This window comes from Candidatus Palauibacter sp., assembly GCF_965208055.1.
Classification (GTDB): domain Bacteria; phylum Gemmatimonadota; class Gemmatimonadetes; order Palauibacterales; family Palauibacteraceae; genus Palauibacter.
This window is the reverse complement of record NZ_CBDBNY010000004.1, coordinates 1961009-1985699: the sequence shown is the minus strand read 5'-3', so window position 1 is coordinate 1985699 and position 24691 is coordinate 1961009. Positions and strand designations below refer to the sequence as shown.

The following is a 24691-nucleotide window of genomic DNA, read 5'->3' as shown; positions in this document are numbered from 1 at the left end:
CCTGCTACTTCGCCACGGCGGGGCGGGGTCGCCCGTTCTTGCCGTCAACCTCCGCCTCCCGCGCCACCACCAGGTCGATGAGCCCGTAATCCCGCGCTTCCTCCGGGGACATGAAGCGGTCGCGGTCGACATCCTCCGCGATCCGGTCGAGGTCCTGTCCGGTGTGTCCGGCGAGAATCCCGTTCAGCCGCTCGCGGGCGTTGAGGATTTCCTTCGCCTGAATCTCGATGTCCGCCGCCGTCCCGTAGGAGCCGCCGGAAGGCTGGTGGATCATGATCCGCGCGTTCGGCAGCGAGCGCCGCCTGCCGGGCGTGCCGGCGGCGAGCAGGAAGGCTCCCATCGACGCCGCCATCCCCATGCACATCGTCGCCACCGGGGCGTTCAGGAACTGCATCGTGTCGTAGATCGCGAGTCCCGCCTGGACGCTCCCTCCCGGCGAGTTGATGTAGATGTTGATCTCGCGCTCCGGGTTGTCCGCCTCCAGGAAGAGCAACTGGGCGATCACCACGTTCGCCACATCGTCGTTGATCGGAGCTCCGAGGAAGACGATCCGGTCCATGAGGAGACGCGAGAAGATGTCGTACGTGCGTTCCCCGCGGCTCGACCGTTCGATGACATACGGTGCAAATATCGTGCTCAAGTCAGTCCCTCACGTGGTTTGCGAAGCCCATCAGCTCACGTCCGAGCCGTCGATCAGAAACCGGAACGCCTTGTCGATGGCAAAACGGCGGCGGAGCGAGTCGAGCTGCTTCTCCTTCGCGAGCTGCCGGCGTATCTCCACCAGACTCTTGCTCCTCGCCTTCCCGAGTTCCGACAGGCGCTCGTCGAATTCCTCGCTCGACAGATCGAGCCCCTGATCCTCGATGAGCCGCTCGAGCACCATATCCCGCTTGATCTGACGCTCCACCTGGGGGGCCACGGAGTTGCGGGCCTCCTCGACCTGCTCGGGATCCGCTCCCTCGGGGGCGTCGATCACCTGGTCAAGATAACGCGACGTGAGACTCGGCGGCACCTCGAAGGCGTTGGCTTCGATCACCGCGTCGAGGAGTTGTTCGCCGACTTCCTCGTCCGCCTGACGTTCACCCCGCGCCAGGAGTTCCTTTCCGACCGCTTCTCGAAGGTCCGCCAGCGTCCCGAAATCTCCGATCTCGCTCGCGAACTCATCCGTCAGGTCGGGAAGCTCGCTGGTCCGGACATCGTCGAGACGGATCTGCAGCGACCGGGTGGCGCCCGCGAGTTCCTCGGCTCCGAAGTCGTCCGGGTAGGAGACCGTGAACGAGCCTTCCTCGCCGGGCGCCAGTGTGAGGATCGCGGCTTCGACGTCCGGAATCGCGTAGCCCGCGCCCAGTTCGAACCGATACGGCTTCTCCGCGGCGCCGTCGCCACTCCCGTGTTCCCGGATGGCCACCGCGACGACATCCCCGCTCCGCGGCGCCCGGTCCACGGGTTGGAGCACCGCGTTCTCCTTGCGGATGTTCTCGATGACCTCGTCGATGTCCGCATCCTCGACGGCCACTTCGCGCCGCTGGACCCGGAACCCTCCGGTCCGCGCAAGCTCGATCGCCGGCATCACCTCCACGTCGATGCGGAAGGAGAGCCGCTCACCGGGCCGGTAATCCAGTTCGCTCACCACGGGTTCCCCGACGGTGGAGAGGTCGTGCCGCTCGATGGCGTTCCGATACGCCCGGTTGACGAGCGCATCGACCGTCCGCTCGTCGATGAGGGGACCGTAGCGTTCCTCGACGATCCGCACCGGGACCTTCCCCTTCCGGAATCCCTTGATGCGGGTCGTCTTCCGGAGTTTGGCGGCTTCGCGGCGGCGCGTCGCCGCCACCTGCGCGGGGTCGACGGACACGTCGAGGCGGCGCAGGTAATCGTTCTCCTGCTTGATCGCGACGTCGAACGGATCCGTCGTGGCGGATTGTGAGTCGGCTGCGCTCAAGGTCGGTTTGGCTCCCGCTCGTGTTCCCGGACGGGCGAACGGCTCAGTGTGTGCACACGGGTGTGCCCACGGTGTACGGCACGAAGTGCGAAAGGGGGGACTCGAACCCCCACGGCCAAGGGCCACCAGCTCCTAAAGCTGGCGCGTCTGCCAATTCCGCCACTTTCGCGCGACTCCGCCAGGTCGAAAGCGGCGCCGGGATCGGCCGAATCTCGGGATCGCGAGGAACGGGGGCAAGCAAGAACCCCCGCCCCTCCCGGCGCCCGGCGGATCAGCGTTCCGGGATTACGACGCTCCGGAACATGTTCCGTCGACTCCCGTCGAGCAGCAGGACGTTGAATTGCACGCTCAGCGCATCGCCGGGCCCCAGCGCGGAGAGGATTCGCTCGTAGTCGGCCCGCCCCTGAATCTCCTCGCCGTTGATGTCGAGGATGAGCGTCCCTTCGGGAAGGCGCAGCCGCCCCACCGCGCCCCTCGAATCTCCGCCTGTGATGACGACGCCCTTGAACCCCGGCTCGATGCGGTATGGCGCGTATTCCCGGGGTTCGACTTCCGCGTCATCACTTACTTCGAGGCCGAGCACGTCGCCCGTCGCCTCGGGCGTCTCGGAGCGTGCCGCGACCCGGGGAGGCGAGTCGTCGTCCGCCGAGATGAGGCGGACGCGAGCCCGGTCGCGCTCCAGCGTAGAACGGCGCACGATGTCGAGGGCCACCGTCTCCCCCGGCTCGAAAGCGCGGATCCGCCGCTGCAGTTCCGACACGCCGGAGACGGGCTGCCCCGCCACGCCGACGATGACGTCGCCGCCTTCGAGTCCGGCAAGCCTGGCGGGACTGTTGTCGAAGGAGAAGGTCTGGATCTTCGCGCCCTCGACGCGCTCCAGGCCGTAGAACGCCGCGTCCGCGGCGTCGACATCGGTAATCGAGACGCCGATGAGCGCCCGCCGGACCTCCCCGAATTCGATCAGGTCGTCGACGACCTCGCGGGCGAGTTCGATCGGGACCGCGAAGCCGTACCCCTGGTAGCTCCCCGTCGTCGACAGGATCGCCGTGTTGATTCCGATCACCTCGCCCGCCGCATTCACCAGCGGCCCGCCCGAGTTGCCCCGGTTGATCACCGCATCCGTCTGGATGAAGTCCTCGATCGCGAGAGGATTGCGGTCCCGGAGGATGGAGATGTTGCGCCCCTTGGCGGAGACGATTCCCGCCGTCACGGACGACAGCAGCGGTCCCGGCGCGGTGCGGAAGCCGGGGCTCCCGATGGCCAGCACCCACTCGCCTACCGCGGTCTCGTCGCTCGAGCCGATGGGAAGGACGGCGATGTCGTCCACCTGGAGCCGGAGCAGCGCCACGTCGGTCTGCGGATCGCGCCCCACGAGTTCCACGTCGTCGAAGACCCGTCCGTCGTGGAGTTCGATGTCGATGCGTTCCGCGCCGGCCACCACATGGTTGTTCGTCACCACGTAGCCGTTGTCCGAGACGATGAAGCCGGACCCGCTCCACTCGACGGTCCGTGGCCGCCGCTCCTCCTCGCGGTCCTGCTCGGAATCGGGCGGCAGCTCGAACCCGGGCGGAAGCTCGAGCCCCGGCGGCGGCTCGAAGCCCGGCGGCGGCTCGAAGCCCGGCGGGAACGGGGATGCGTTCGGAAACGAGGTTTCCCGCTCCGCCGTCAGGTAGATCGTGACGACCGCGGGGGCCACGCGCTGCGCCACATTGGCGAAGCCGCTCTCCATCGTCATCTCGGCGCTCGCCGGGGCCCCGATCACCCACCCCGGGTCCCGGTTGCTGTCGGCCGCGATCGAAACCGGCGTCAGGTCCAGTACCGAAGCCAATCCCACGCCGAACGCGAACGCGATCGCCGTCGCGATCAGCAGGTTCAGTCGAGTACGCAGCGAGTCGCTCATGCCCCCATCTCCCTCTCCCAGCCGTGTCACCGCACAGCCGAACAGTATATCGAATCGAACTTAGCGTTTCCTTCCGCCGTGCACATAGGATGAGCGGTGCGCGACCCGGGGTTGCCAGAGGGCCGGGCTCCCGGGTCGCGCGCCGCCGGAACCGCGCCGGGGACTACTTGTCGTCGGACTCCTCGACGATCTCGTAGTCCGCCTCGACGACTTCCTCCTCACCGGCGTCGTCCGCTTCCACCTCGACTTCGGCGTCTCCGTCCCCGTCGCCCGGCATGTCGCCCGGCGAGGCGTCGGCGCCCATCCCGGCCGCGGCGTACATCTTCTGCGCCGCCGCGCCGACCGCTTCCTGGATCGCGGTGGCGGCCGCGTCCACTTCCTCGGTGTCGTCCTGCTTGAGCGCGGCCCGCCCCCGCTCCAGCGTCTCCTCGATCGCGGACCGGTCCGCGTCGTCGAGCGACTCCTTCCAGTCCTCGAGATTCTTCTCCGTCTGGTACACGAGCGAGTCGAGCCGGTTGCGGGCCTCGACGGTCTCACGCCGCTCCTGGTCCTCCGCCGCGTGCGATTCCGCGTCCCTCACCATGGTCTCGATCTCGGCGTCGGAGAGCCCCGACGACGCCTCGATGCGGATCTTCTGCTCCTTGCCCGTCGCCTGGTCCCTGGCGCTCACGTGCAGGATGCCGTTCGCGTCGATGTCGAAGGTGACCTCGACCTGGGGCACGCCGCGCGGCGCGGGCGGGATGCCCGTGAGCTGGAAGCGGCCGATCGTCTTGTTGCCGCTCGCCATCTTCCGCTCGCCCTGCAGCACGTGGATGTCCACCGTGTTCTGGTTGTCCTCCGCGGTCGAGAAGATCTCCGACTTCTTCGTGGGGATCGTCGTGTTGCGCTCGATGAGCGACGTCATCACGCCGCCCAGCGTCTCGATCCCCAGCGAGAGCGGGGTGACGTCGAGGAGGAGGACGTCCTTCACGTCGCCTCCGAGCACGCCGCCCTGGATCGCGGCCCCGATGCCCACGACCTCGTCCGGGTTCACGCCCCTGTGCGGGTCCTGACCGAAGAAATCCTTCACCACGTCCTGGATCTTGGGGATCCGGGTCGAGCCGCCGACCAGAATGACCTCGTCGATCTCATCGACCGAGAGACCGGCGTCGGCCAGCGCCTTCTCCATCGGCGGAATCGTGCGCTGGATCAGGTCGTCCACGAGCTGCTCGAACTTCGCCCGCGTGAGGGCGAGGTTGAGGTGCTTGGGACCCGAGGCATCGGCCGTGATGAAGGGGAGGTTGATGTCGGTCTGCATCGTGGAGCTGAGCTCGATCTTCGCCTTCTCCGCCGCCTCCTTGAGCCGCTGCAGGGCCATCGGGTCGGCCGAGAGATCGATCCCCTGGTCCTTCTTGAACTCGTCCACGAGCCAGTTGATGAGGCGCTGGTCGAAGTCGTCTCCGCCGAGGTGCGTGTCGCCGTTGGTGGCCTTCACCTCGAACACGCCATCCCCGAGTTCGAGCACGGAGATGTCGTAGGTGCCGCCGCCGAGGTCGAACACGGCGATCTTCTCGTCCGACTTCTTGTCGAGGCCGTAGGCGAGCGCCGCGGCCGTCGGTTCGTTGATGATCCGGCGGACCGTGAGGCCGGCGACGCGGCCCGCGTCCTTCGTCGCCTGGCGCTGGGCGTCGTTGAAGTATGCCGGGACCGTGATCACGGCCTCGGTCACCTCCTGGCCCAGGTAATCCTCGGCCGTCTGCTTCATCTTCTGCAGCACCATGGCCGAGAGTTCCGGCGGCGTGAAGGTCTTGTCCGCGTGCGCAATCCGCACCTGGACGCGGTCCTGGTTGTCGCCCTGGATGTCGTAGGTGACGAGCTTCATCTCCTCGCCCACCTCGGACCGCTTGCGGCCCATGAAGCGCTTGATCGAGGCGACGGTGTTGAGGGGGTTCGTGACGGCCTGCCGCTTGGCGACCTGTCCGACGAGCCGCTCTCCCTCCTTCGTGAAGGCGACCACCGAGGGCGTGGTGCGCGCGCCCTCCGCGCTCGGGATGACGACGGGGTCTCCACCCTCCATTACCGCGACGACCGAGTTCGTCGTCCCGAGATCGATTCCGATGATCTTGCCCATTCGATTGTCCTTGGCTTTGTGCTGGTCTGCTGTTTCCGCTGGTCTCGTCCCAGCTCCGAACCACGTCCGAATCGCATGGAGCGGCGCCTCGTTTCCGGCGCGCACCCGCGAACGAAGAAACAAGGTGCAATCGCCGTGCCGCGTCGCGGCGCGGCCGTACGCCGTCTTTTTCGATATTTTCCGACAAAATGGCACTCGCCGGCACCGTCGGTCGGCGTCAGGTGCCAAATTGGCATGGAAGCGAGCGTAGCGTGGCGCGGAAGACGGGACGGGATATGTTTCCGCAGCTCCCGTCGCCGCGAACCTCAACCGGAGTGCGCCGATGTCCCAGCGTCGCGTCCCACGCCGCTCCGCAATGGCCGCGGCGGCCGCAACCGCGGCGTTCTGCCTCTTGCTGGCCGCGACGGCGGCGCCGCTGGCGGCGCAGGGGCTCGAGGGGGTGGGCGGCACGATCGACGAACCCTTCTTCTCGCGCCTGGCGCGGGGCCTGCTCGGGATCGCGTTCCTGCTCACGACCGTGTGGCTCTGCTCCGCGCACCGGAAGTCGATCTCGTGGCCCCTCGTCGCGAAGGGGCTCGGGCTTCAGGTCGTGTTCGCCCTCCTCGTCCTCAAGACGGGGATCGGCCGAACCTTCTTCAGCGCCGTCAACGACGTGTTCGTCGCCCTCATCGGCTATACGAACGAGGGGTCGCGCTTCGTGTTCGGGTCGCTCGTGGATCGCTCGACGCCGGTCGACGGAGGCGCGGGCGGCATCGTGAACATCGGCGCGAATTTCGCCTTCAGCGTCCTGCCCACGATCATCTTCTTCTCCTCTCTCATGGCCCTCGCCTATCACCTGGGGTTCATGCAGCGCGTCGTGCGGGGCGTCGCCTGGGCGATGCAGCGGACCCTCGGGACGAGCGGCGCCGAGACGACCTCGGCCGCCGGCAACATTTTCGTCGGCCAGACGGAGGCGCCCCTCCTCATCCGGCCCTTCGTGGACCGGATGACGATGTCGGAACTCAACACGGTGATGACGGGGGGCTTCGCAACCGTGGCGGGCGGCGCGCTGGCGGCGTACGTCGCGATCCTCGTGGGGGTGTTCCCGGGCATCGCGGGACACCTCCTGGCGGCGAGCATCATGGCGGCTCCGGCGGGGGTCGTGGTGAGCAAGATGCTGATGCCCGAGACGGAAGAACCCGAGACGCGCGGCACGCTGGACATCGACCCGCCGCAGGCGCACGCGAACGTGATCGACGCGGCGGCCGGAGGGGCCGGGGACGGGCTGAAGCTCGCCCTGAACGTGGGGGCCATGCTCCTCGCCTTCCTCGCCATCATCGCCTTGGGGAACGGCATCATCGGCTGGGTGACGGGGCTGTTCGGCGTGGAGGGCATCACGCTCGAGCGGATCTTCGGCTGGGTCTTCGCCCCGGTCGCCTGGCTCATCGGCGTGCCGTGGGCCGACGCGGTCGAGGTCGGAACGCTGTTCGGCGTGAAGATGGTCGCGAACGAGTTCCTCGCCTTCACCAACCTCGGGGCCGGGCTCGGCGGCGACCTGCAGCTCTCGAACAAGTCGCTCATCATGTGCACGTACGCGCTGACGGGCTTCGCGAACTTCAGTTCGATCGCGATCCAGATCGGAGGCATCGGGGGGATCGCCCCCGGCCGGCGTGAGGATCTGTCGAAACTCGGCCTCCGGGCGATGCTCGGGGGTACCGTGGCGACGTGGATGACGGCGACGCTGGCCGGCGTCCTCGCGTGACCCGCGCCGCCGACATCCAGGCCGGCGTCGAGGCGGCGGCCGCGGCGCTGCGAGCCCGCATCGGGGACCGGCTGGACGGCGCCGTGCCGGATGTCGCGGTCACGATGGGTTCGGGGCTCGGCGGGCTCGGCGCGGAGATCGAGGATCCCGTGCGGGTGCCATACGAGGATCTTCCCGGCTGGCCCCGTCCGACGGTGATCGGGCACGCCGGGCACGCCTTGATCGGGACGCTCGGCGGCCGGCCCGTGCTGGGCCTCAGCGGACGCGTCCATCTCTACGAGGGCGGCCCGCCGGACCGCGTCGTCTTCTACGTGCGGGTCGCGGCGGCGCTGGGGATCCCCGTCCTCTTCCTCTCGAACGCCGCCGGGGCGATCCGCGAGGGCTGGCGCCCCGGCGAACTGATGCTGATCTCGGACCACCTGAACCTGACCGGCACGAGCCCCCTCATCGGCTCCGTCGTGGGGACGGAGAATCGTTTCCCCGACCTGACCTTCGCCTACGACCGCGAACTACGTGTGATCGTGCGCGAGACCGCGGCCGAGCTGGGCCACACGCTGCATGAGGGCGTCTACGCGGCGATGCACGGCCCCGCCTTCGAGACCCCCGCGGAGATCCGCATGCTGCGACCGCTGGGCGCCGACGCCGTCGGCATGTCCACGGTACCGGAGGTGATCGCGGCGCGCGCCCTCGGCATCCGCTGCGTGGCCGTCTCCTGCCTCACGAACTACGCGGCGGGCGTCCTCGACGAGCCGCTGAATCACGAGGAAGTGCTCGAGACGACGAAACTCGCCCAGACCGGCTTCCAACGCCTCGTCGCCGAGTCGATCCGCCGGTTCCCGTAGCGTCAGCACGTTTCGTCGCCGAAGGCATGGTCCTCCAACCGGGCCACCGAGGTGCTCGTCTTCGCCACTTCGCCCCGGAGCGCACCGATCTCGTTCCCGAGCTTGTCGCGCACATCCTTGATCTCGCCCCGGAGATCTCCCGCTGAAAGGTTCACCGCGACGCGTCGCCGGAGTGGCCGTCCGCATATGGCAAACCTCCAGATGCCCATCAATGTGGCGTCAACCGGGTGCCAGCCTCAAGCCGGACCGGGATGCCGCCGCTGCTCTTGGCGCCGACTTCGACCGAGTCCCACGACGATTCGTGGGATCGATGCACCGGCCACCGGCGATCCCACCGCAGCCGCCGCTGTCTCCCGGGCTCGGACGCCGATCTTCCTAACCGCCTGCCATACATTGTGTTACAAGCAGTCTACAAGACGAACGCCGATGAACGTGCGCCATCCGGTCGGCCGGCTCGTGAGGGGTTTCGCCCGTTCGCTGCATCTACACGGTATGGGCCGGAGGCACATCGAAGCTCGCGGGCGCTGCCGCGTTCCCGTTCGGAAGAGGCCGCCATGATCCTTGTAGTCGCCGACACGCCGCAGGCAGCCCGGGAGGTATGCCGAGCCGCGGGCCCCGGCACCCGGGTGGCGGACGCCACCGAAGCGCTCGCCAGTATCGACCGTGAGGTCGAGGCGGTCGTGATCGCTTGCGCGGGCCGGGTTCGGTCGGCGCAGATCGACTTGCTGGCGAGGTTCGAGCGCGAGCGGCCGTGGGTGCCGGTGGTTCTCGTGACGAATCCCGATCCCGAGTTGGCCAGGCAACTGCTTCGCGTGCGTGTGGCGGCGATGGTCTGGTTCACCGAATACCGGACGCGTCTCCGGCCCCGCCTCGACGCCGCGCGCGCGACACGGGGTCTGTGGAGCCTGGCGAAATCGTTCGAGCGCTCGTCGTTGCCTTCCGCTCTCCGGGAAGCCCTGGTTCAAGCGGTGCGGCGGGCTGCCGACCGACCGGTTCGCAACGTGCGGGAACTGGCCGGGGACGTGGGCTGTGCGCCGGTCACGCTGTTCAAGCAGTTCGGAGTGCGAGCGAACGGCGCCACGACGCTGGGCGCGTTCCTCGCCGGTCTCTCGGTCCTCAGGGTATACGAGCTTCGCCGGTCGGGCCTGCAATGGAAGAGCGTGGCGCGACACGTGCGACTTGGCCGGGCCACGATCGCCCGAAGAGTGGGAGCATGGCCGGGCTGCACGCTCGGGGAGCTTGCGCGTATGGCCCCGAACCCACTCTTCGCGGCGTTCACGGTGGACCATGTCCGAACCATCCTGCCTGCCGAATCGGACCGAGTATTCACTCTCGACCAAAAATATTCGGATTGACCCAAACTGATACACCATGTTTCATTGCCGTAACCTCGCTGGGGAATGCAGCTTACGGATGAGGAGAAACACGATTTCGTGGCAGGCAGGTGACGCTCATGGCGGCCAGAAAATCCTTCAGGACGGTTCTGGACTTGACCGTGCTCGGCTTGGTCTTTGGCTGCGCGGTCCTGGTTTGGAACGTGGCCTCGCACAACCGCGAGCTTTCGGCGACGCTGCGGGCGACGGGTCCTCTGGTTGAGCGGACGAACGTCCGGGACCGTCTGGTCGGAACCTCGGCGTCCTTGTCGTGGCTCGGACTCGAAGAACCGGATCCTGCGGAGGCGCACCTGGTTTGGATCGTTGATGTCGCACAGTGCCGAACCTGCTTGAGTGGCAGGTCGGCCGTATGGAATGCCCTTGGGGACGATACGTCGTTGAAGCGCCATGTCGTGGTGTTTGGTGACGACGACGTGCCTCAGGATGCGCGACGGGCGTTGCGCGGCACGACGTTCACCGCCGCATCGCGACAAGATCTGGAGGCCGCCTTCGGGCCACTTCTCCCGAGCACGAAGCTTCTCGTCGATCGCACCGGAGTCGTATTGATGGCCGATTCCAGAAAGGCCGCCTCCGATTGTGGTTGGAACTTCGAGGCTCAGGTGGGCGTTCTGCGTGGAACTCTCACGACCGGCCTCATTCGTAGTCAACTCGTGAATCCCTAGAGGAGGGAAAAAATGGACCGGTTCGCACAATTGACCCGTATCGCCACCGTGCTGGCGGTGCTCTTCACGTTCGGAATCGCATCCACGACCGTGGGTCCGATGGCGCTGGATGGACAAGAGGGCGGGGATGAGTGTGTCGAGGAGTGGGAAGACGAGGTGGGACCGTGTGTTGAGCTAGCGCATGACTTCAGGGGTACATGTGAGGGCTCGGCGTGCTGGACGGCAGAAGAGTGGTGCTGCCTTCCGGAACTCGTCATTGTCATTCAATAGGATCGTATCTTGACGGGTCTCAGGCGGCGGCAGTGGCAGGTTTCTGCCGCCCCGTTCGTGACGGTGCTGGCTATTGTAGCATGCGACATCGCGCCCGATCCTGCGGAACCATTAGCCGGGATCGCACTGGACGTTGCGTTCGATACCGACACGGTCATCGTGCTGGAAGAGAGTCCAGAGGACTCGATCGCCGTGCCGGGCATTTTTCAGGAGCGTGCCCACGGGGGCTTCCTCTTGAGTGATGGGCAGCTCCCCAGGGTCCGGAGCTACGACGAGCACGGTCGGCTCGAGGCAGCTTTCGGACGATTCGGAGTGGGCCCCTTCGAGTTCCAGGGCATCGATGGCTTGGCGGCAACAGGCTCGGGCCGGGTCGCCGTGCTCGATAGCCGTCAGACCCGATTGACTTGGCTGACCGGAGAGCTGCTGGCGGACACCACGGTTTCGTTACCCGGGATTCCCTGGCGTGCGAAGGCCATCGGCGACGACCTCCCGTTGGATATGAGACTCGGCGGCGTATCGGGTGGGGCTGACGACCTTTCGCGTTTCCATCGTCGCCCACTGATGCTGCATCGCCTCACGGAGAACGAGGTGGTGTGGAGTTCGTACACGTGGCCGTTTCTTCCTGCGGAGAGACCCTACTGGAATTCGATCGCACGCTTCTCGTTCGACGTGGCGGGCGACTCCATCTACATGGCATTCTCTCTCCGCTATCCTGTCGCGATCCTGAACGCGACAGGCGATTCGATCGGTGAATTCGGTGTTCCACCCCCGACCTTCGAGCCGGTTCCCGTGTTCGAGTCCGGTGCGTTCGGGCCCGGCGGGTACGGCACCCAAATACCAGAGTTGCTTGGGGGGCGCAGCACGATCTCGCACATCGCTGTGGTTGGTTCCTATCTCGCGGTAGTACACGGCCGTTTCCGTTCCCCGAGATCCGGGGCGGCCTTCGGCGCGTATCATTCGTCGCTCGACATCTACGACCGGCACACCGGCCGCAAGCTCTACGAGGACGTGCCGTTACCGGAGAACTCACAGATTCTGGGTGGCGGGCGGCACCTGTACCTTCTCGCGGACACCCGTTTCCCGCCTTGGCGCATTGTAAAGCTCAGCCTCCGCGAGGGGAGTCCAGGGTGACGCCAGTGTGACGATTGAACCGATCCGATGCCTCTCGGAAGTCATCGTTTGATAGGTTGATGTCGGTTTTCTGCCGGGAGGATGCGCACGTGCCACGTCTCGCTCCGGTCTTGGCGGTCTTGGCGGTCACGGCATGTGCGCGAGCGCCTGATTCGGGAAGCGGGGCAGCGCGAGTCGCTCTTGGCGAGGTGTTCAAGACGGACGTCGTGGTCACGCTCGGTGAGGATCCGCAAGACTCCATCGCCACGCCAGGTTCCTTTGCGGAACGCGCTACCGAGGGTTTCCTGCTCAGCGACGGACAGCTCCCGAGAATCCGGAGTTACCGCGAGGATGGGCGGCTCGATGCGGCTTTCGGCCGGTTCGGCGAGGGGCCGTTCGAGTTCCAGCGAATCAACGGCCTGGCCGAGACCGCTTCAGGCGAGGTCGCCGTGCTCGATTCCCGTCAGATTCGTCTCACGTACCTGACGGGCGACCTCGAACCGGACACCATAGCACAACTCCCGGGCGTCCCGTCGGGAATCGAGCCAATGGGGGATGATCTGCTGGTGGGGCTCATGCTTGCCACCGAGCGGTCGCCGGACGCTTCACGGCTCCTTCAGCGTCCTCGCCTGCTTCATCGACTTGCGGACAACCGGGTCGCCTGGAGCGCCTATACCTACCCGTTCGTTCCCATCGAAAGGCCCTATTGGGCGTCGCTCGTGCGTTTCTCATTCGACGTGGCAGGCGATTCCATCTACATGGCGTCCAGCCTCCGCTACCCGGTGGCCATTCTGAGCACAGCGGGCGACTCGGTTGGCGAGATCGGCGTGCCATCCTCGACGTTTCTACCGGTTCCCGTCTTTGAGCCTGGGGCGCTCGCGCCAAACAACCTGACCCCGCTGCCGAACCTGCTTGGGGGCCACAGCACGATCTCGCAGATGGCGGTGGTGGGGTCTCACCTGATCGTCGTACACGGACGCTTTGGCTCCGAGGTTGGCTTCACCGAGTACCACTCGTCGCTCGACATCTACGACCGGCACACCGGCGGCAAGCTGTACGAGGATGTGCCCTTACCGGAAAACTCACGGGTGCTGGGCGGGGGGAGGCATCTCTATGTCCTTCAGGACACCCGTTTCCCGCCCTGGCGGATCGCAAAGCTCAGCTTTCAGGAGGAGGATCCCGGTTGACCGCGAGCCCGTCGGCCGGTCAGTGTCAGCACATGGCCCTGCGATCCCGGACTGTGACGTTGCTGCTGGCCGCGATCATCGCCGCTTGTGACCGGCCCGCATCCACGGCGTGCGACGTCACGGACGCCGATGGTCCGGTTGTAAGGAACACGCGCGTCGGCGCGTGGCCGGCGGAGCTCTCTTGGCGTGAAGTGTGGCGTGTCGGCGGTTCCGAGGAAGCGGAAGAACTGATCTTCCCGGCTGACGTCGCCGTAAGCCCGGACGGATCGGTGGCCATCGCGGACTGGGGCCTCGCCGAAGTCATTCTGCTCAACCCCGATGGAGATTGGCTGGGCCCGGTCATGACACGCGGTGAAGGCCCCGGTGAGGTCCAGGCACCCGCCGCGGTGACCTGGGAAGATGCCAACACGCTGCTCGTGCTGGACTTCGGGGCATTTCGGCTGACCACACTGGATCTCGCTTCCCGCTCGGCCACCGTCACGGCGGTGGATGCGGCGTTTCTGTCACCGGTATTCGCATCCGGCGAGGTCACGTTCGTGGCGCTACAGCCGGATCACACGGTGTGGCTGGAGTTCCCGGGCCCCATCGAGGATGGCTGGGAGGAGCGGTCCTTCGTCCGCTGGTCTCCCGCCAATCCCGTGAACGATACGGTCACCCGGTCCGGCGCCAGAGTCCTGGAGCGTACAATCCTGCCCGCATGGCCACGGTCGCTGGTGGGAGTGGGCGCGGAGACCTGGGTCGTCTCGCACCCGGATGGACGGTACGAACTGACGGTCTCCGACCGGGATGACACCATGCGCGTGCGGTTCTGTCATCCCGCTGAAGCGCTCCCGCTATCGCCTGCCGAGCGGGGTGGCGAGGCGGATGAGCGAATGCCCGAAGCGTGGCAGGCCGCCCTCCGCGAAATCGGCGAGCCCCCGGAACCGGCGATCATCTCCCGGATCTTCGTCGACGCGGATGGACGGATCTGGGTCCAGCGGGACCGCCCCGCTCCCGGTGCATCCGGCCCACACGGGGCCCCGGGAGCCATGCATGACGTATTTCTCTCCTCCGGACAATTCCTCGGCTCGATCCGCCTTCCCGAAGATCACCGACTACTGGAAGCGAGAGGGCGCAGGGTCTGGACCCTCCACACCGGCAGCTTCGAAGAATCCTCCATCGTCGCGCTCGATATCGAGGGGCTCTGAGGTCGTCGCGATCGAAGGTCGCATGCTCGACATCCCGTACGTGGTGCGCTACGACATCGAGCCGTAGCGCCCCGCGGCGGCTGCCTTGCGATCAAGTCAGGTCGTAGCGGTCGAGGTTCATCACCTTGTTCCAGGCCGCCACGAAGTCGCGCACGAACGCCGCCTGCCCGTCGCCGCACGCGTACACCTCCGCGAGGGCCCGGAGTTCGGAGTTCGAACCGAACACCAGGTCCGCCTCGGTGGCGGTCCACCTGACGTCCCCGGAGGCCGCGTCCCGGCCCTCGAACGCGCCATCGGAGGACGCCCGCCACTCCGTGCTCATGTCGAGCAGGTTCACGAAGAAGTCGTTCGTCAGCGCTCCCGGCCGGTCGGTGAACACGCCGTGCTTGGACTGCCCCGTGTTCGCATTCAGGACGCGCATGCCGCCGACCAGCGCCGTCATCTCGGGCGCGGTCAGCGTGAGCAGGCAGGCCCGCTCCACGAATTGCTCGGCCGCTGATCCTCCGTTCCCGTCCTTGACGTAATTGCGGAACCCGTCAGCGACGGGTTCGAGGACGGCGAACGACTCCGCGTCCGTCCACTCCTCCGACGCGTCCGTGCGGCCCGGCGCGAACGGCACCTGCACGTCGTGCCCGGCAGCGCGCGCGGCCTGCTCGACGCCCGCGCACCCGGCAAGGACGATGAGGTCGGCGAGGGAGACGCGCTTTCCGCCGCCCTGCGCGTCGTTGAACTCCGCCTGAATCCCCTCCAGCGTGCGCAGCGCCTCCGCCAGTTCGGCCGGGTCGTTCGCCTCCCAGTCCTTCTGCGGGGCGAGGCGGATGCGGGCTCCGTTCGCGCCCCCGCGCTTGTCGGTGCCGCGGAACGACGACGCCGACGCCCAGGCGGTCGAGACCAGCCGGGACACGGACAGGCCCGAAGCGAGGATCCTGGCCTTGAGGTCCGCGACGTCCTGTTCATCGATCAACTCGTGGTCGACGTCGGGCACCGGATCCTGCCACAACTGCGGCTCCGCGGGGACCAGCGGTCCGAGGTACCGGCTGCGCGGCCCCATGTCGCGGTGGAGCAGTTTGAACCACGCCTTGGCGAAGGCGTCCGCGAGGTCCGCCGGGTTCTCGAGGAAGCGCTTGGAGATCGGCGCGTAGACCGGATCCTCGCGCAGGGAGAGGTCCGTCGTGAGCATCATGGGGGCGTGCTTCTTCGAGGGATCGTGCGCATCCGGCACGGTGGCGACCTCGGAAGCGTTGACCGGCGTGTACTGCGACTTCCCGGCGGGGCTCTTCGTCAGCTCCCACTCGTGCTCGTGCAGGTTCTCCATGAAGTTGTTGTCCCACCGCGTGGGCTCGGTGGTCCAGGCGCCCTCCAGGCCGCTCGTGATCGCGTCGCCGGCCTTGCCGCTGCCGTGGCTGCTCCGCCACCCGAAGCCCTGCTCCTCGAGACCGGCGCCCTCCGGCTCGGTGCCGACGTGGGACTCGGGGCCGGCGCCGTGCGCCTTGCCGAAGGTGTGGCCGCCGGCGATGAGCGCGACCGTCTCCTCGTCGTTCATCGCCATGCGGGCGAAGGTCGTGCGAATGAACTTCGCGGCCGCCGCGGGATCCGGCTTGCCGCCCGGCCCCTCAGGGTTCACGTAGATCAGACCCATGTGGTCGGCGCCGAGCCCTTCCTGGAGTTCTCCCTCCTCGTCGTGGCGTTCGTCCGCGAGCCACTCGGTTTCGGAGCCCCAGTCCGTCTCGTCCGCCTCCCACACGTCCGGGCGCCCGAAGGCGAACCCGAACGTCCGGAACCCCATCGACTCCAGGGCGCAGTTGCCGGCGAAGATGATGAGGTCGGCCCACGACAGGTTGCGGCCGTACTTCTGCTTGACCGGCCACAGCAGGCGACGCGCCTTGTCCAGGTTCCCGTTGTCGGGCCAGCTGTTGAGCGGCGCGAAGCGCTGGTCGCCCGACCCGCCGCCGCCGCAACCGTCGGTGATGCGATAGGTGCCCGCGGCGTGCCACGTCATGCGGATGAAGAGCGGCCCGTAATGGCCGTAGTCCGCCGGCCACCAGTCCTGCGAGGTCGTCATCACCCGCTCGATGTCCTGCTTCAGTTCCTCGACGTCGACGTTCTTGAACGCCTCCGCGTAGTCGAAGTCCGCGCCCATCGGGTCCGAGGCGGGAGAGTTCCGCCGAAGGGCCTTCAGGCTCAGCTGGTTCGGCCACCAGGTCTCGTTCGTTGTCATGGGGTTCTCCGGATGGTCAATCGTCAGGTCGCGATCCGTCACGGTATCGGGCCGCAGGCTGCGGAATAAGGCAGCACCCGGTCGTGTGCAAGGGCGTCTGCTCGAGATTGCCGCGGAACACCTGCGGTGTGTGGTAGCCACAGCTTCGGCCCACAGGCGGCCGAGCGTCAAGGAGCCGTCGGCGCCTCGTAGCGCTCGACCTCGATCAGGTCCTCCCGCGCCCGGGCTCGAGCCACGTCAAAGGCGGCCTGCAGTCGAATCCAGGTCCCCGTCGTGGAACCGAAGGCCTTCGCGAGCCGCACCGCCATATCGGTCGAGATTCGTGCGTGGCCGTTCACGACGTTGGAGAGCGCCTGCCGACTCACGCCGAGCACTCGCGCGCCTTCCGTCACGCTGAGGCCGAGGGGTTCGAGGCAGGATACGCGAACCACCTTACCGGGGTGTGGCGGGCTCTTCATCGGCATCGTGGTTCTCCGTTCATCAGTGGTAATCGATCAATTCCACGTCGTGAACATCGCCGTCCTCGAAGCGGAAGATGATGCGCCAGTTGGCCCCGACGGTCACCGACCAATAGCCTCGCAGCTTCCCCTTCAGGGCATGCAGCCGATACCCGGGAAGGCGCATGGCTTCCGGGGAGTTGGCGACATCGAGTTGGGCGAGCATCACCTCCACCCGCTCGCGCAGGGAAGGGGCGATGAGGCTGCGGTCGTCGCGTTCATAGAAGCGCTTCAGCCCTCGATGCCGGAAACTCCGTATCATCCACGAAGTGTAAAGTGTCTAGCGACACTAGGCAATGTGCCCATGCCCGCCGGAGGCGTTCGCTCGCCAGTGTGAGGAGAGTGCGCGATATTCTCGCCATGACCAAGCCACCGGAACCGAGCGTCTCGCCCAATCCCGCAACGTCGTCCGGGCCTCCTGCCCGCATCGTGGAGGGTGCCGGTATCGTCCCGATGCGGGCGCGTAACGCGGGGATCCCGCTCGACCTGGATCTGATCCGGGCTCACGCCGCGAACCGCAGCGCGATCGAGCGCCGGGCCGCGACGCTGGGGAAGCGCCGCAGCATCAAGAAGGAGTGGCAGGCCGCCTGGCTCCTCCGCGCGGTGACGATGATCGACCTCACGACGCTTGCCGGCGACGACACCCCGGGACGGGTGGCTCGCCTCGCCGCCAAGGCCCGCCAGCCCGTGCGTCCCGACCTCCTCCGCGCGCTCGAGGTGGAAGATCTCGGCCTGCGCGTCGCCTCCGTCTGCGTGTATCCGACGATGGTTCCCGCCGTCGTGGAGGCGCTCGCCGGCGACGACATCCCGGTGTGCGCGGTCGCCGCCGGCTTCCCCGCCGGGCTCACGCCGTTCGCGCAGCGGGTCGAGGAGATCCACGAAGCGGTCGAGGCCGGGGCGCGCGAGATCGACATCGTCATCACCCGCCGCCACGCGCTCACGGGCGACTGGGAGGCGCTGTACGACGAGGTCCGAGCCTTCCGCGAGGCGTGCGGCGAGGCCCACCTGAAGACGATCATGGCCACGGGCGAACTCGGGAGCCTGCGCAACGTCGCCCGCGCGAGCTGGACCTGCATGATGGCCGGGGCCGACTTCATCAAGACCTCGACCGGCAAGGAGAAGGTCAACGCGACGCTCCCTGTCGGACTCGTGATGGCGCGCGCGATCCGGGCCTATCGGCGACTCTCCGGCTTCCACGTGGGCCTGAAGCCGGCCGGCGGAGTAGGTAAGGCGAAGCAGGCGCTGGAGTGGTTGATTCTCGTGAAGGAAGAACTGGGCGGGGCATGGCTCGACCGGTCGCTGTTCCGCTTCGGCGCGAGTTCGCTGCTCGCGGACATCGAACGCCAGTTGGAACACCGGGCGACGGGGCGGTATTCCGCGCACCACCGGCACCCGCTGGGATGAGGTCGCCGGTGAGGGTCGCGTTGAGAGGGGGTTGAGGGGAATGCCGAAGATCGCGGAACTGTTCGAGACGATGGAGTACGGCCCGGCCCCGGAGGCCGCGGACGAGGCGCGGGCGTGGATCGCGGCACGGGGTCCCCGCTTCGGGCACTACATCGGCGGCGCCTGGCGCGAACCGGCGGACGGCGAGTTCTTCGCCACCCTCGATCCGAGCAACGAAGAGCAACTGGGCGAGATCGCGCGGGGCTCCACCGTGGATGTGGACCGCGCGGTGGCGGCGGCGCGGGCGGCCCAGGCGGCCTGGGGCGACCTCGGGGGACACGGACGGGCGCGCTACCTGTACGCGATCGCCCGTCACCTGCAGAAACACTCCCGGCTCTTCGCGACGCTCGAGACGCTCGACAACGGGAAGCCCATCCGCGAATCGCGCGACATCGATATCCCGCTCGTCGCGCGGCACTTCTATCACCACGCGGGCTGGGCCCAACTCATGGAATCGGAACTGGCCGACTGCGAGCCGCTGGGTGTCGCGGGCCAGATCATCCCGTGGAACTTCCCGCTGCTCATGCTGGCGTGGAAGATCGCGCCCGCCCTCGCGACCGGGAACACGGTCGTCCTCAAGCCCGCCGAGTTCACGTCGCTGACCGCGCTCCGGTTCGCGGAACTCTGCCGCGAGATCGATCTGCCGCCCGGCGTCGTGAACATCGTGACCGGCGATGGTCGCACGGGCGCCGCCATCGTCGCGCATCCGGACGTCGACAAGATCGCCTTCACGGGCTCGACGGAGGTCGGCCGCATCATCCGCGAGACGACGGCGGGGACCGGCAAGAAGATCTCGCTGGAACTCGGTGGAAAATCGCCCTTCCTCGTGTTCGATGACGCGGATCTCGACAGCGTGGTCGAGGGCGTGGTCGACGCGATCTGGTTCAACCAGGGTCAGGTGTGCTGCGCCGGCTCGCGAATCCTGGCCCACGAGGGGATCGCCGACGCGCTCGCCGACCGTCTGCGCGCCCGCATGGAGACGCTTCGCATGGGCGCGCCGCTCGACAAGAGCGTCGACATCGGCGCGATCATCGCGCCCGTCCAGTTGCAGAAGATCGAGTCGCTGGTCGAGGAGGGACGCGAGGAGGGCGCCACGGTCTGGCAACCATCCTGGAGCGTCCCCCGGGACGGCTGGTTCTATCCGCCCACCCTTTGCACCGACGTGTCGCCGGCCGCGAAGATCGCCCAGGTCGAGATCTTCGGTCCTGTCGTGGTACAGATGACGTTCCGGACTCCGGCCGAGGCTGTGGCGCTCGCCAACAACACGCGCTACGGCCTCGCGGCGAGCGTCTGGACCGAGAACGTGAACCTCGCCCTCGACATCGCCTCGCAGATCAAGGCCGGGACGGTGTGGATCAACTGCACGAACGTGTTCGACGCCGCATCCGGGTTCGGCGGCTACCGCGAGAGCGGGTTCGGCCGCGAGGGCGGCCGGGAAGGGCTCCGGGAGTACGTCCGCCGGCGTTCCGAGGCCGCGGAGTCGGGCCCCCGGGGAAACTCGGACCCGGCGCAAGGCGACGAGCAGGCAGACGCCCGCGCGCAGGCCCCCGCCCCCGCGCAGGCCCCCGCCCCGGCGCCGCTGCCCGCGATCGACCGGACGGCCAAACTCTACATCGGGGGCCGGCAGGCGCGGCCCGATGGCGGGTACAGCCTGAAGGTCCTCGACCATCAGGGACGCGCCGCGGGCGAAGTGGCCCGCGGAAACCGAAAGGACGCGCGCAACGCCGTGGAGGCGGCGCTCGCCGCGAGTTGGGCGGGCACGACGGCCCACCTGCGGGCGCAGATCCTGTACTACGCGGGCGAGAATCTCGATGCCCGCCGGGCGGCGTTCGAGGACCGGCTGCGCGCGCTCACCGGCTGTGATGCGGAAGCGGCTGGGCGCGAGGTGGAGGCGTCGGTGCGGCGCCTCTTCACCTACGCGGCGTGGGCGGACAAGTGGGACGGGGCCGTCCACCGGACGCCCTTCCGCAACGTGACCCTCGCCATGCCCGAACCGCTGGGCGTGATGGCGGTGATCTGTCCGCCGGAACCCGCGCTTCTCGGCTTCATCTCCAGCGTGGTTCCGTCCGTTGCCCTCGGGAACTCCGTCGTCGCGGTCGCCTCGGAGCGCTGGCCGCTCCTCGCCACCGACTTCTACCAGGTGATCGAGACCTCGGATGTGCCGCCCGGCGTCATCAACATCCTCACGGGTGTCGAGGAGGAACTGCGGCCCACCCTCGCCGGCCACGATGCCGTGGACGGGATGTGGTACTTCGGGACGGACGAAGGGGCTGCCGATGTGGAGCGGCGTTCGGCCTCCAACCTCAAGCGGACGTGGGTGGAGGCCGCCCGGGGGCGGGATTGGTTCGGTCCCGGCGGCGAGGGGCGCGAGTTCCTCCGGCACGCCTCCCAGATCAAGAACATCTGGGTTCCGTACGGCGAATAGCCTTCAGTCGCGGGAGCCGCCTCCGGGATGGGCCCAGTGATCCAAGGGACCGCGGCCGGAGCCGAGACCCGGCGCCGCCGCGATGGCCGCGTGCGTGAAGGCGAGTCCCCGTTCGATCGCCGGCTCGAGGGTGAGCCCCGATGCCAGCCCCGCCGTGATCGCGGCCGAAAGCGTGCATCCGGTCCCGTGGGTTTCCGTCGTCCGGATGCGGGGCGTCCGCCACACGCGCTCGCTCTCTCCGTTCCGGAACAGGTCGACCACCTCATCGCCGGCCATGTGTCCCCCCTTGATCAGCACCGCGCCCGCCCCCCGCGCGAGGATGGCGCTGGCCGCCGCGGACATGTCGGCTTCGGTGCTCACGGTCCGCCCGGCAAGGATCTCCGCCTCGGGCAGGTTCGGCGTGACGAGGGTGGCGAGAGGCAGGAGTTCGTCCATGATCGCGTCGACGGCCTCCGGGTGGAGGAGCCGGTCGCCGCTCGTCGCCACCATCACGGGGTCGACGACCAGCGGCCCTTCGAAACCCTGCAGACCCGCGACGACGGCCCGCACGATGTCCGCGTCGGCGAGCATCCCCGTCTTCGCCGCCGCCGGTGCCAGGTCCGTCCGGACCGATTCGATCTGGCGTCGCACGATCGACGGGTCGAGCGCCTGTACCGCCTGGACCCCGATGGTGTTCTGGGCGGTCACGGCGGTGACCGCGCTCGTGCCGAACACGCCGAACGCGTGGAAGGTCTTGAGGTCGGCCTGGATACCGGCTCCGCCCCCCGAATCGCTTCCCGCGATCGTGAGGGCCGTCGCCCGCGCTGGCTTGTTCGGCATCACATGTCCGTTCGCTCTGGTACGCCGGTTCCCTCGGTTCCGCCGGCGCGATGACACTGCGTTGCGCCGCAGCGTAAAATAAGGGCATGCCGACGCGCGCGGAGATCAAGGCCTGGCGGTCGTTGCACCGCGGAAAGGGACGCCGGGAAACCGGGTGTTTCCTGGCCGAGGGGCGGCGGCTCGTCGGCGAGATGCTCGAGTGGCCGGGCCGCACGGTCGCCGTGCTGCACGCCGACGGGGCGGGGGACGAGCCGGGACTGGAGGCGCTGCTCGCGCGTGCCGCGGCCCGGGGCGTGCGCACGGAGGCGGTGCCCGAAGCGATCGTTCAGACGCTGGCGGACGCCGCCACGCCCCAGCCCGTCCTCGCGATCGGCGAGGTGCCGGCGTACGGCTGGGACGACGTTGGCGACGGCGCGATCGTGCTCCTCGACGGCGTGCAGGATCCGGGAAACGTCGGCGCCCTCGTGCGCACCGCGCTCGCGCTCGGAGCGGCCGCCGTGATCGGCGTTGGCGAGACCGCCGATCCCTGGGGGCCGAAGGCACTGCGGGCCTCGGCGGGAGCGTCGTTCCGCGGCCCCGTATTCCGGAGGCACACCCGGGATGCCGTGGCGCGGCTTGCCGGGCGAGGGATCCCCATCTGGGTCGCCGCGGCCGACGGTACGCCGCTCGAGGGTCCGCCTCCCGGGCCGGTTGCGCTCGCGCTCGGCAGCGAAGCGCACGGCGTCTCCGCCCCGCTCCGCGCCGATGCCGCCCGCGTCGTCTCCGTTCCGCTCGCCCGCGGCGTGGAGTCGCTGAACGTGGCGTCGGCGGGTGCCATCCTGCTCGACCGGATGCGGATCGGGCGCCCGAGTGGCTGACCCTGCGATCGTCGGTGGAGCCGCGCTGTTGGGGTTGGCGGCCGGCTCCTTCCTGAACGTGTGTATCACACGCATGCCCGCAGAGCACAGCGTCGTTCGCCCGCGCAGCCGCTGCCCGCCGTGCGGCGCGGCGATCCGCTGGTTCGACAACGTTCCCGTGCTCTCGTGGTTGCTCCTGCGGGGACGCTGCCGCGATTGCGGCGGCCGCATCTCGTATCGCTACCCGGCGATCGAACTGGCGGCGGCCGTGATCTGGGGCGGCATGGCGTGGCGGTACGGAGCATCTGTCGCCGCGCCGACGGGCGCCGTCCTGTTCACGCTCCTCCTCGCGATCGCGGTCATCGATGCGCGTCACTACATCATCCCCGACGCGCTATCCGTGGGCGGGTGCGCCGCGGGCCTCGCCCTCTCGGCGCTCCCCGGGTCGACGCCGCCGGGCGCGGCGATCGCCGGCGCGGCTCTGGGCTTCGGACTTCTCTACGTGGTCGGGTGGTTGGGCGAGAAGGCGTTGCGCAAGCCCGCGCTCGGCGGCGGCGACGTGAAGATGATGGCGATGGTGGGCGCCTTCCTCGGTCCCGGGGGCACCCTCCTCACGATCTTCCTGGGCGCGCTCGCCGGGGCTCTCGTCTACGGTCCGGTCTCGCTCCGGACGGGAAAGCCCGTGCCCTTCGGAACCTTCCTCGCGCTCGGCGCCGCCGTCTCGTTCCTGTTCGGAGACACCCTGTTCGACTGGTATCTGCGCGCGGCGACCGCCGGCCCCGTCGCGTCGACGCTGCAATAGCCTCACCGGCCTCCCGGGCTTCGGCGGATCCGGGCGCGCGTCACCTGCGTGTCGGTGCTCGCGACGACCCGTATCCGCACATCGCCGTGTTCGACCACCTCTCCCGCCTCGGGTACCCGGCCCAGCTCGCCCAGGAGGAAGCCGTTCAGCGACCGGTACTCGACCACCGGGAACGCGGTCCCGAAGAAGTCGTTGATCTCCCGCAGTTCGGCGCCGCCGTCCGCGGCGATCTCGTCCCCTCGCAGCCGGATGATGGGTTCGGGCGGCACATCGGTTTCGTCCACGATGTCGCCGACCAGTTCCTCGAGGATGTCCTCGAGCGTCACGAGCCCGTCGAGCCCGCCGTGTTCATCCACCACGAGCCCCATGTGCACGCGGCGCGCCCGAAACTGCTCAAGCAGTTCGATGAGGGTGACCGTATCCGGCACGAAGTAGGGTTCGCGGGCGACGGCCGAGAGAGGGAGCTTCCGCCGCCCGCCGAGCAGCGCCCGGTACGCTTCGGTGCGGTACAGCACGCCGGTCACGTCGTCGAGCGATTCGCCGTACACGGGGATCCGGCTGAAGCGCACGTCGGCGAGTTCCTCCGCGATGTCCCCGAGGCTGCGCGAGTCCTCCCAGGCGAGGATTTCGACCCGGGGGATCATGATCTCCCTCGCGCGCCGCCGGTCCAGCGTGAACACGCGGTCGATGAACTGGCGCTCGTGCGCTTCGATGTCGCCCGACTGATGCCCGAGGCGCGCCATGGCGCGGATCTCCCACTCGCTCACGTGCGTCCCGCTCCCGGTGTCGGGCAGCACCCGCCGCACGAGCCATTCGAGCGGGAGGACGACCGGCAGGAGCAGGCGCCCCAGGGCCGCGAGAAACGGAGCGGCCAACAGCGAGAGCCGATCCGCGTTACGCGCGGCGAAACTCTTCGGCGTGATCTCTCCGAAGAAGAGGACCAGGAGCGTCATGACGCCCGTGGCGAGCCCCACCCCCGCGGAGCCGAACAGTTCGGTCGCCGTGTAGGTCGCAACCGCCGCCGCCCCGATGTTGGCGAGGTTGTTCCCGATCAGGATGACGATGAGCAGTCGCTCGGGGTTCCGCTTCAGCCGCTCGAGCGCCCGCCCCCCCGGACGATTCTCGCGTGCAAGGGCGCGGACCCGAGGTTCCCCGAGCGAAAAGAGCGCGATCTCGGCGCCGGAGAAGAACCCGGAGCAGATGAGAAGGAAGGCGAGCAGCGCGAAGGTGCCGGTCATGGGCGGCGGACTCCGGCCGGAGCCTCAGGGCCCGCCCGAACTGTCGGTGAGAGCTGCGTACTGTCGGT

Annotated in this window: 22 protein-coding genes and 1 tRNA gene; 12 read left to right on the top strand and 11 right to left on the bottom strand. The window is 68.2% G+C overall.

What is annotated here, in order from left to right; translation table 11 throughout:
* Window positions 1–4: 4 nt before the first annotated feature.
* The 5 genes from ACOGXI_RS08730 to dnaK form a co-directional block, all read right to left on the bottom strand.
* The gene (locus tag ACOGXI_RS08730; protein WP_419938473.1) at window positions 5–640 is read right to left on the bottom strand and encodes an ATP-dependent Clp protease proteolytic subunit; all 636 of its coding nucleotides are present in this window, start codon (window positions 638–640) and stop codon (window positions 5–7) included.
* A 30-nt stretch (window positions 641–670) separates the two neighbouring features.
* The gene (tig, locus tag ACOGXI_RS08725) at window positions 671–1942 is read right to left on the bottom strand and encodes a trigger factor (protein WP_419938472.1); all 1272 of its coding nucleotides are present in this window, start codon (window positions 1940–1942) and stop codon (window positions 671–673) included.
* Between the two features lie 86 nt (window positions 1943–2028).
* Window positions 2029–2111: transfer RNA gene (locus ACOGXI_RS08720), tRNA-Leu, on the bottom strand.
* A gap of 102 nt (window positions 2112–2213) precedes the next feature.
* Window positions 2214–3842, bottom strand: coding sequence for a trypsin-like peptidase domain-containing protein (locus tag ACOGXI_RS08715; protein WP_419938471.1), 1629 nt, complete (start codon window positions 3840–3842; stop codon window positions 2214–2216).
* Between the two features lie 163 nt (window positions 3843–4005).
* Window positions 4006–5952, bottom strand: a complete 1947-nt coding sequence (dnaK, locus tag ACOGXI_RS08710) for a molecular chaperone DnaK (RefSeq protein ID WP_419938470.1) — start codon at window positions 5950–5952, stop codon at window positions 4006–4008.
* A 322-nt stretch (window positions 5953–6274) separates the two neighbouring features.
* Here dnaK and ACOGXI_RS08705 point away from each other — a divergent pair, with 322 nt between their 5' ends.
* On the top strand, window positions 6275–7693 hold the full coding sequence (locus ACOGXI_RS08705) for a NupC/NupG family nucleoside CNT transporter (RefSeq protein WP_419938469.1): 1419 nt from the start codon (window positions 6275–6277) through the stop codon (window positions 7691–7693).
* On the top strand, window positions 7690–8535 hold the full coding sequence (locus tag ACOGXI_RS08700; RefSeq protein ID WP_419938468.1) for a purine-nucleoside phosphorylase: 846 nt from the start codon (window positions 7690–7692) through the stop codon (window positions 8533–8535). Before ACOGXI_RS08705 ends, ACOGXI_RS08700 begins: the two co-directional genes overlap by 4 nt.
* Window positions 8536–8537: 2 nt before the next feature.
* Here the strand turns inward: ACOGXI_RS08700 and ACOGXI_RS08695 are convergent, their stop codons facing one another.
* On the bottom strand, window positions 8538–8690 hold the full coding sequence (locus ACOGXI_RS08695; protein WP_419938467.1) for a hypothetical protein: 153 nt from the start codon (window positions 8688–8690) through the stop codon (window positions 8538–8540).
* Between the two features lie 399 nt (window positions 8691–9089).
* On the opposite strand from ACOGXI_RS08695, the gene ACOGXI_RS08690 reads away from it, so the two are divergent.
* The 6 genes from ACOGXI_RS08690 to ACOGXI_RS08665 all read left to right on the top strand — a co-directional run bounded on the left by ACOGXI_RS08690 (window position 9090) and on the right by ACOGXI_RS08665 (window position 14345).
* Window positions 9090–9890 (top strand): hypothetical protein, encoded by an 801-nt coding sequence (locus ACOGXI_RS08690; protein ID WP_419938466.1) that lies wholly within the window; start codon window positions 9090–9092, stop codon window positions 9888–9890.
* Window positions 9891–9988: 98 nt separating this feature from the next.
* Window positions 9989–10591: a hypothetical protein gene (locus tag ACOGXI_RS08685; protein WP_419938465.1), complete on the top strand. Its 603-nt coding sequence runs from the start codon at window positions 9989–9991 to the stop codon at window positions 10589–10591.
* 12 nt (window positions 10592–10603) lie between these two features.
* On the top strand, window positions 10604–10861 hold the full coding sequence (locus ACOGXI_RS08680; RefSeq protein ID WP_419938464.1) for a hypothetical protein: 258 nt from the start codon (window positions 10604–10606) through the stop codon (window positions 10859–10861).
* Between the two features lie 57 nt (window positions 10862–10918).
* The gene (locus tag ACOGXI_RS08675; protein WP_419938463.1) at window positions 10919–11992 is read left to right on the top strand and encodes a hypothetical protein; all 1074 of its coding nucleotides are present in this window, start codon (window positions 10919–10921) and stop codon (window positions 11990–11992) included.
* 14 nt (window positions 11993–12006) lie between these two features.
* Complete coding sequence (locus ACOGXI_RS08670; RefSeq protein WP_419938462.1) at window positions 12007–13158, top strand: hypothetical protein; 1152 nt, start codon at window positions 12007–12009, stop codon at window positions 13156–13158.
* Between the two features lie 191 nt (window positions 13159–13349).
* Window positions 13350–14345 (top strand): hypothetical protein, encoded by a 996-nt coding sequence (locus tag ACOGXI_RS08665; protein WP_419938461.1) that lies wholly within the window; start codon window positions 13350–13352, stop codon window positions 14343–14345.
* 91 nt (window positions 14346–14436) lie between these two features.
* Here the strand turns inward: ACOGXI_RS08665 and katG are convergent, their stop codons facing one another.
* From katG to ACOGXI_RS08650, 3 genes are all read right to left on the bottom strand, one after another.
* The gene (gene katG / locus ACOGXI_RS08660) at window positions 14437–16563 is read right to left on the bottom strand and encodes a catalase/peroxidase HPI (RefSeq protein WP_419938460.1); all 2127 of its coding nucleotides are present in this window, start codon (window positions 16561–16563) and stop codon (window positions 14437–14439) included.
* 167 nt (window positions 16564–16730) lie between these two features.
* Window positions 16731–17027, bottom strand: a complete 297-nt coding sequence (locus ACOGXI_RS08655) for a HigA family addiction module antitoxin (RefSeq protein WP_419938459.1) — start codon at window positions 17025–17027, stop codon at window positions 16731–16733.
* 16 nt (window positions 17028–17043) lie between these two features.
* Window positions 17044–17322 carry a type II toxin-antitoxin system RelE/ParE family toxin gene (locus tag ACOGXI_RS08650; protein WP_419938458.1) on the bottom strand — a complete coding sequence of 93 codons (279 nt, stop codon included), beginning with the start codon at window positions 17320–17322 and terminating at the stop codon, window positions 17044–17046.
* Between the two features lie 191 nt (window positions 17323–17513).
* On the opposite strand from ACOGXI_RS08650, the gene deoC reads away from it, so the two are divergent.
* Both deoC and ACOGXI_RS08640 read left to right on the top strand, forming a co-directional pair.
* Entirely contained in the window at window positions 17514–18464 is a 951-nt protein-coding gene (gene deoC / locus ACOGXI_RS08645; protein WP_419940180.1) for a deoxyribose-phosphate aldolase, read from the top strand.
* Window positions 18465–18504: 40 nt separating this feature from the next.
* A complete protein-coding gene (locus ACOGXI_RS08640) occupies window positions 18505–20928 on the top strand; it encodes an aldehyde dehydrogenase family protein (protein ID WP_419938457.1) in 2424 nt (807 codons plus the stop codon).
* A gap of 3 nt (window positions 20929–20931) precedes the next feature.
* On the opposite strand, the gene thiD is transcribed toward ACOGXI_RS08640, so the two are convergent.
* On the bottom strand, window positions 20932–21747 hold the full coding sequence (thiD, locus tag ACOGXI_RS08635; protein WP_419938456.1) for a bifunctional hydroxymethylpyrimidine kinase/phosphomethylpyrimidine kinase: 816 nt from the start codon (window positions 21745–21747) through the stop codon (window positions 20932–20934).
* Window positions 21748–21833: 86 nt separating this feature from the next.
* On the opposite strand from thiD, the gene ACOGXI_RS08630 reads away from it, so the two are divergent.
* On the top strand, window positions 21834–22604 hold the full coding sequence (locus ACOGXI_RS08630; protein ID WP_419938455.1) for a TrmH family RNA methyltransferase: 771 nt from the start codon (window positions 21834–21836) through the stop codon (window positions 22602–22604).
* The gene (locus ACOGXI_RS08625) at window positions 22597–23385 is read left to right on the top strand and encodes a prepilin peptidase (protein WP_419938454.1); all 789 of its coding nucleotides are present in this window, start codon (window positions 22597–22599) and stop codon (window positions 23383–23385) included. The genes ACOGXI_RS08630 and ACOGXI_RS08625 overlap by 8 nt, the downstream gene beginning before the upstream one ends.
* 2 nt (window positions 23386–23387) lie before the next feature.
* On the opposite strand, the gene ACOGXI_RS08620 is transcribed toward ACOGXI_RS08625, so the two are convergent.
* Window positions 23388–24623 carry a hemolysin family protein gene (locus ACOGXI_RS08620; RefSeq protein ID WP_419938453.1) on the bottom strand — a complete coding sequence of 412 codons (1236 nt, stop codon included), beginning with the start codon at window positions 24621–24623 and terminating at the stop codon, window positions 23388–23390.
* Window positions 24624–24691 lie beyond the last annotated feature (68 nt).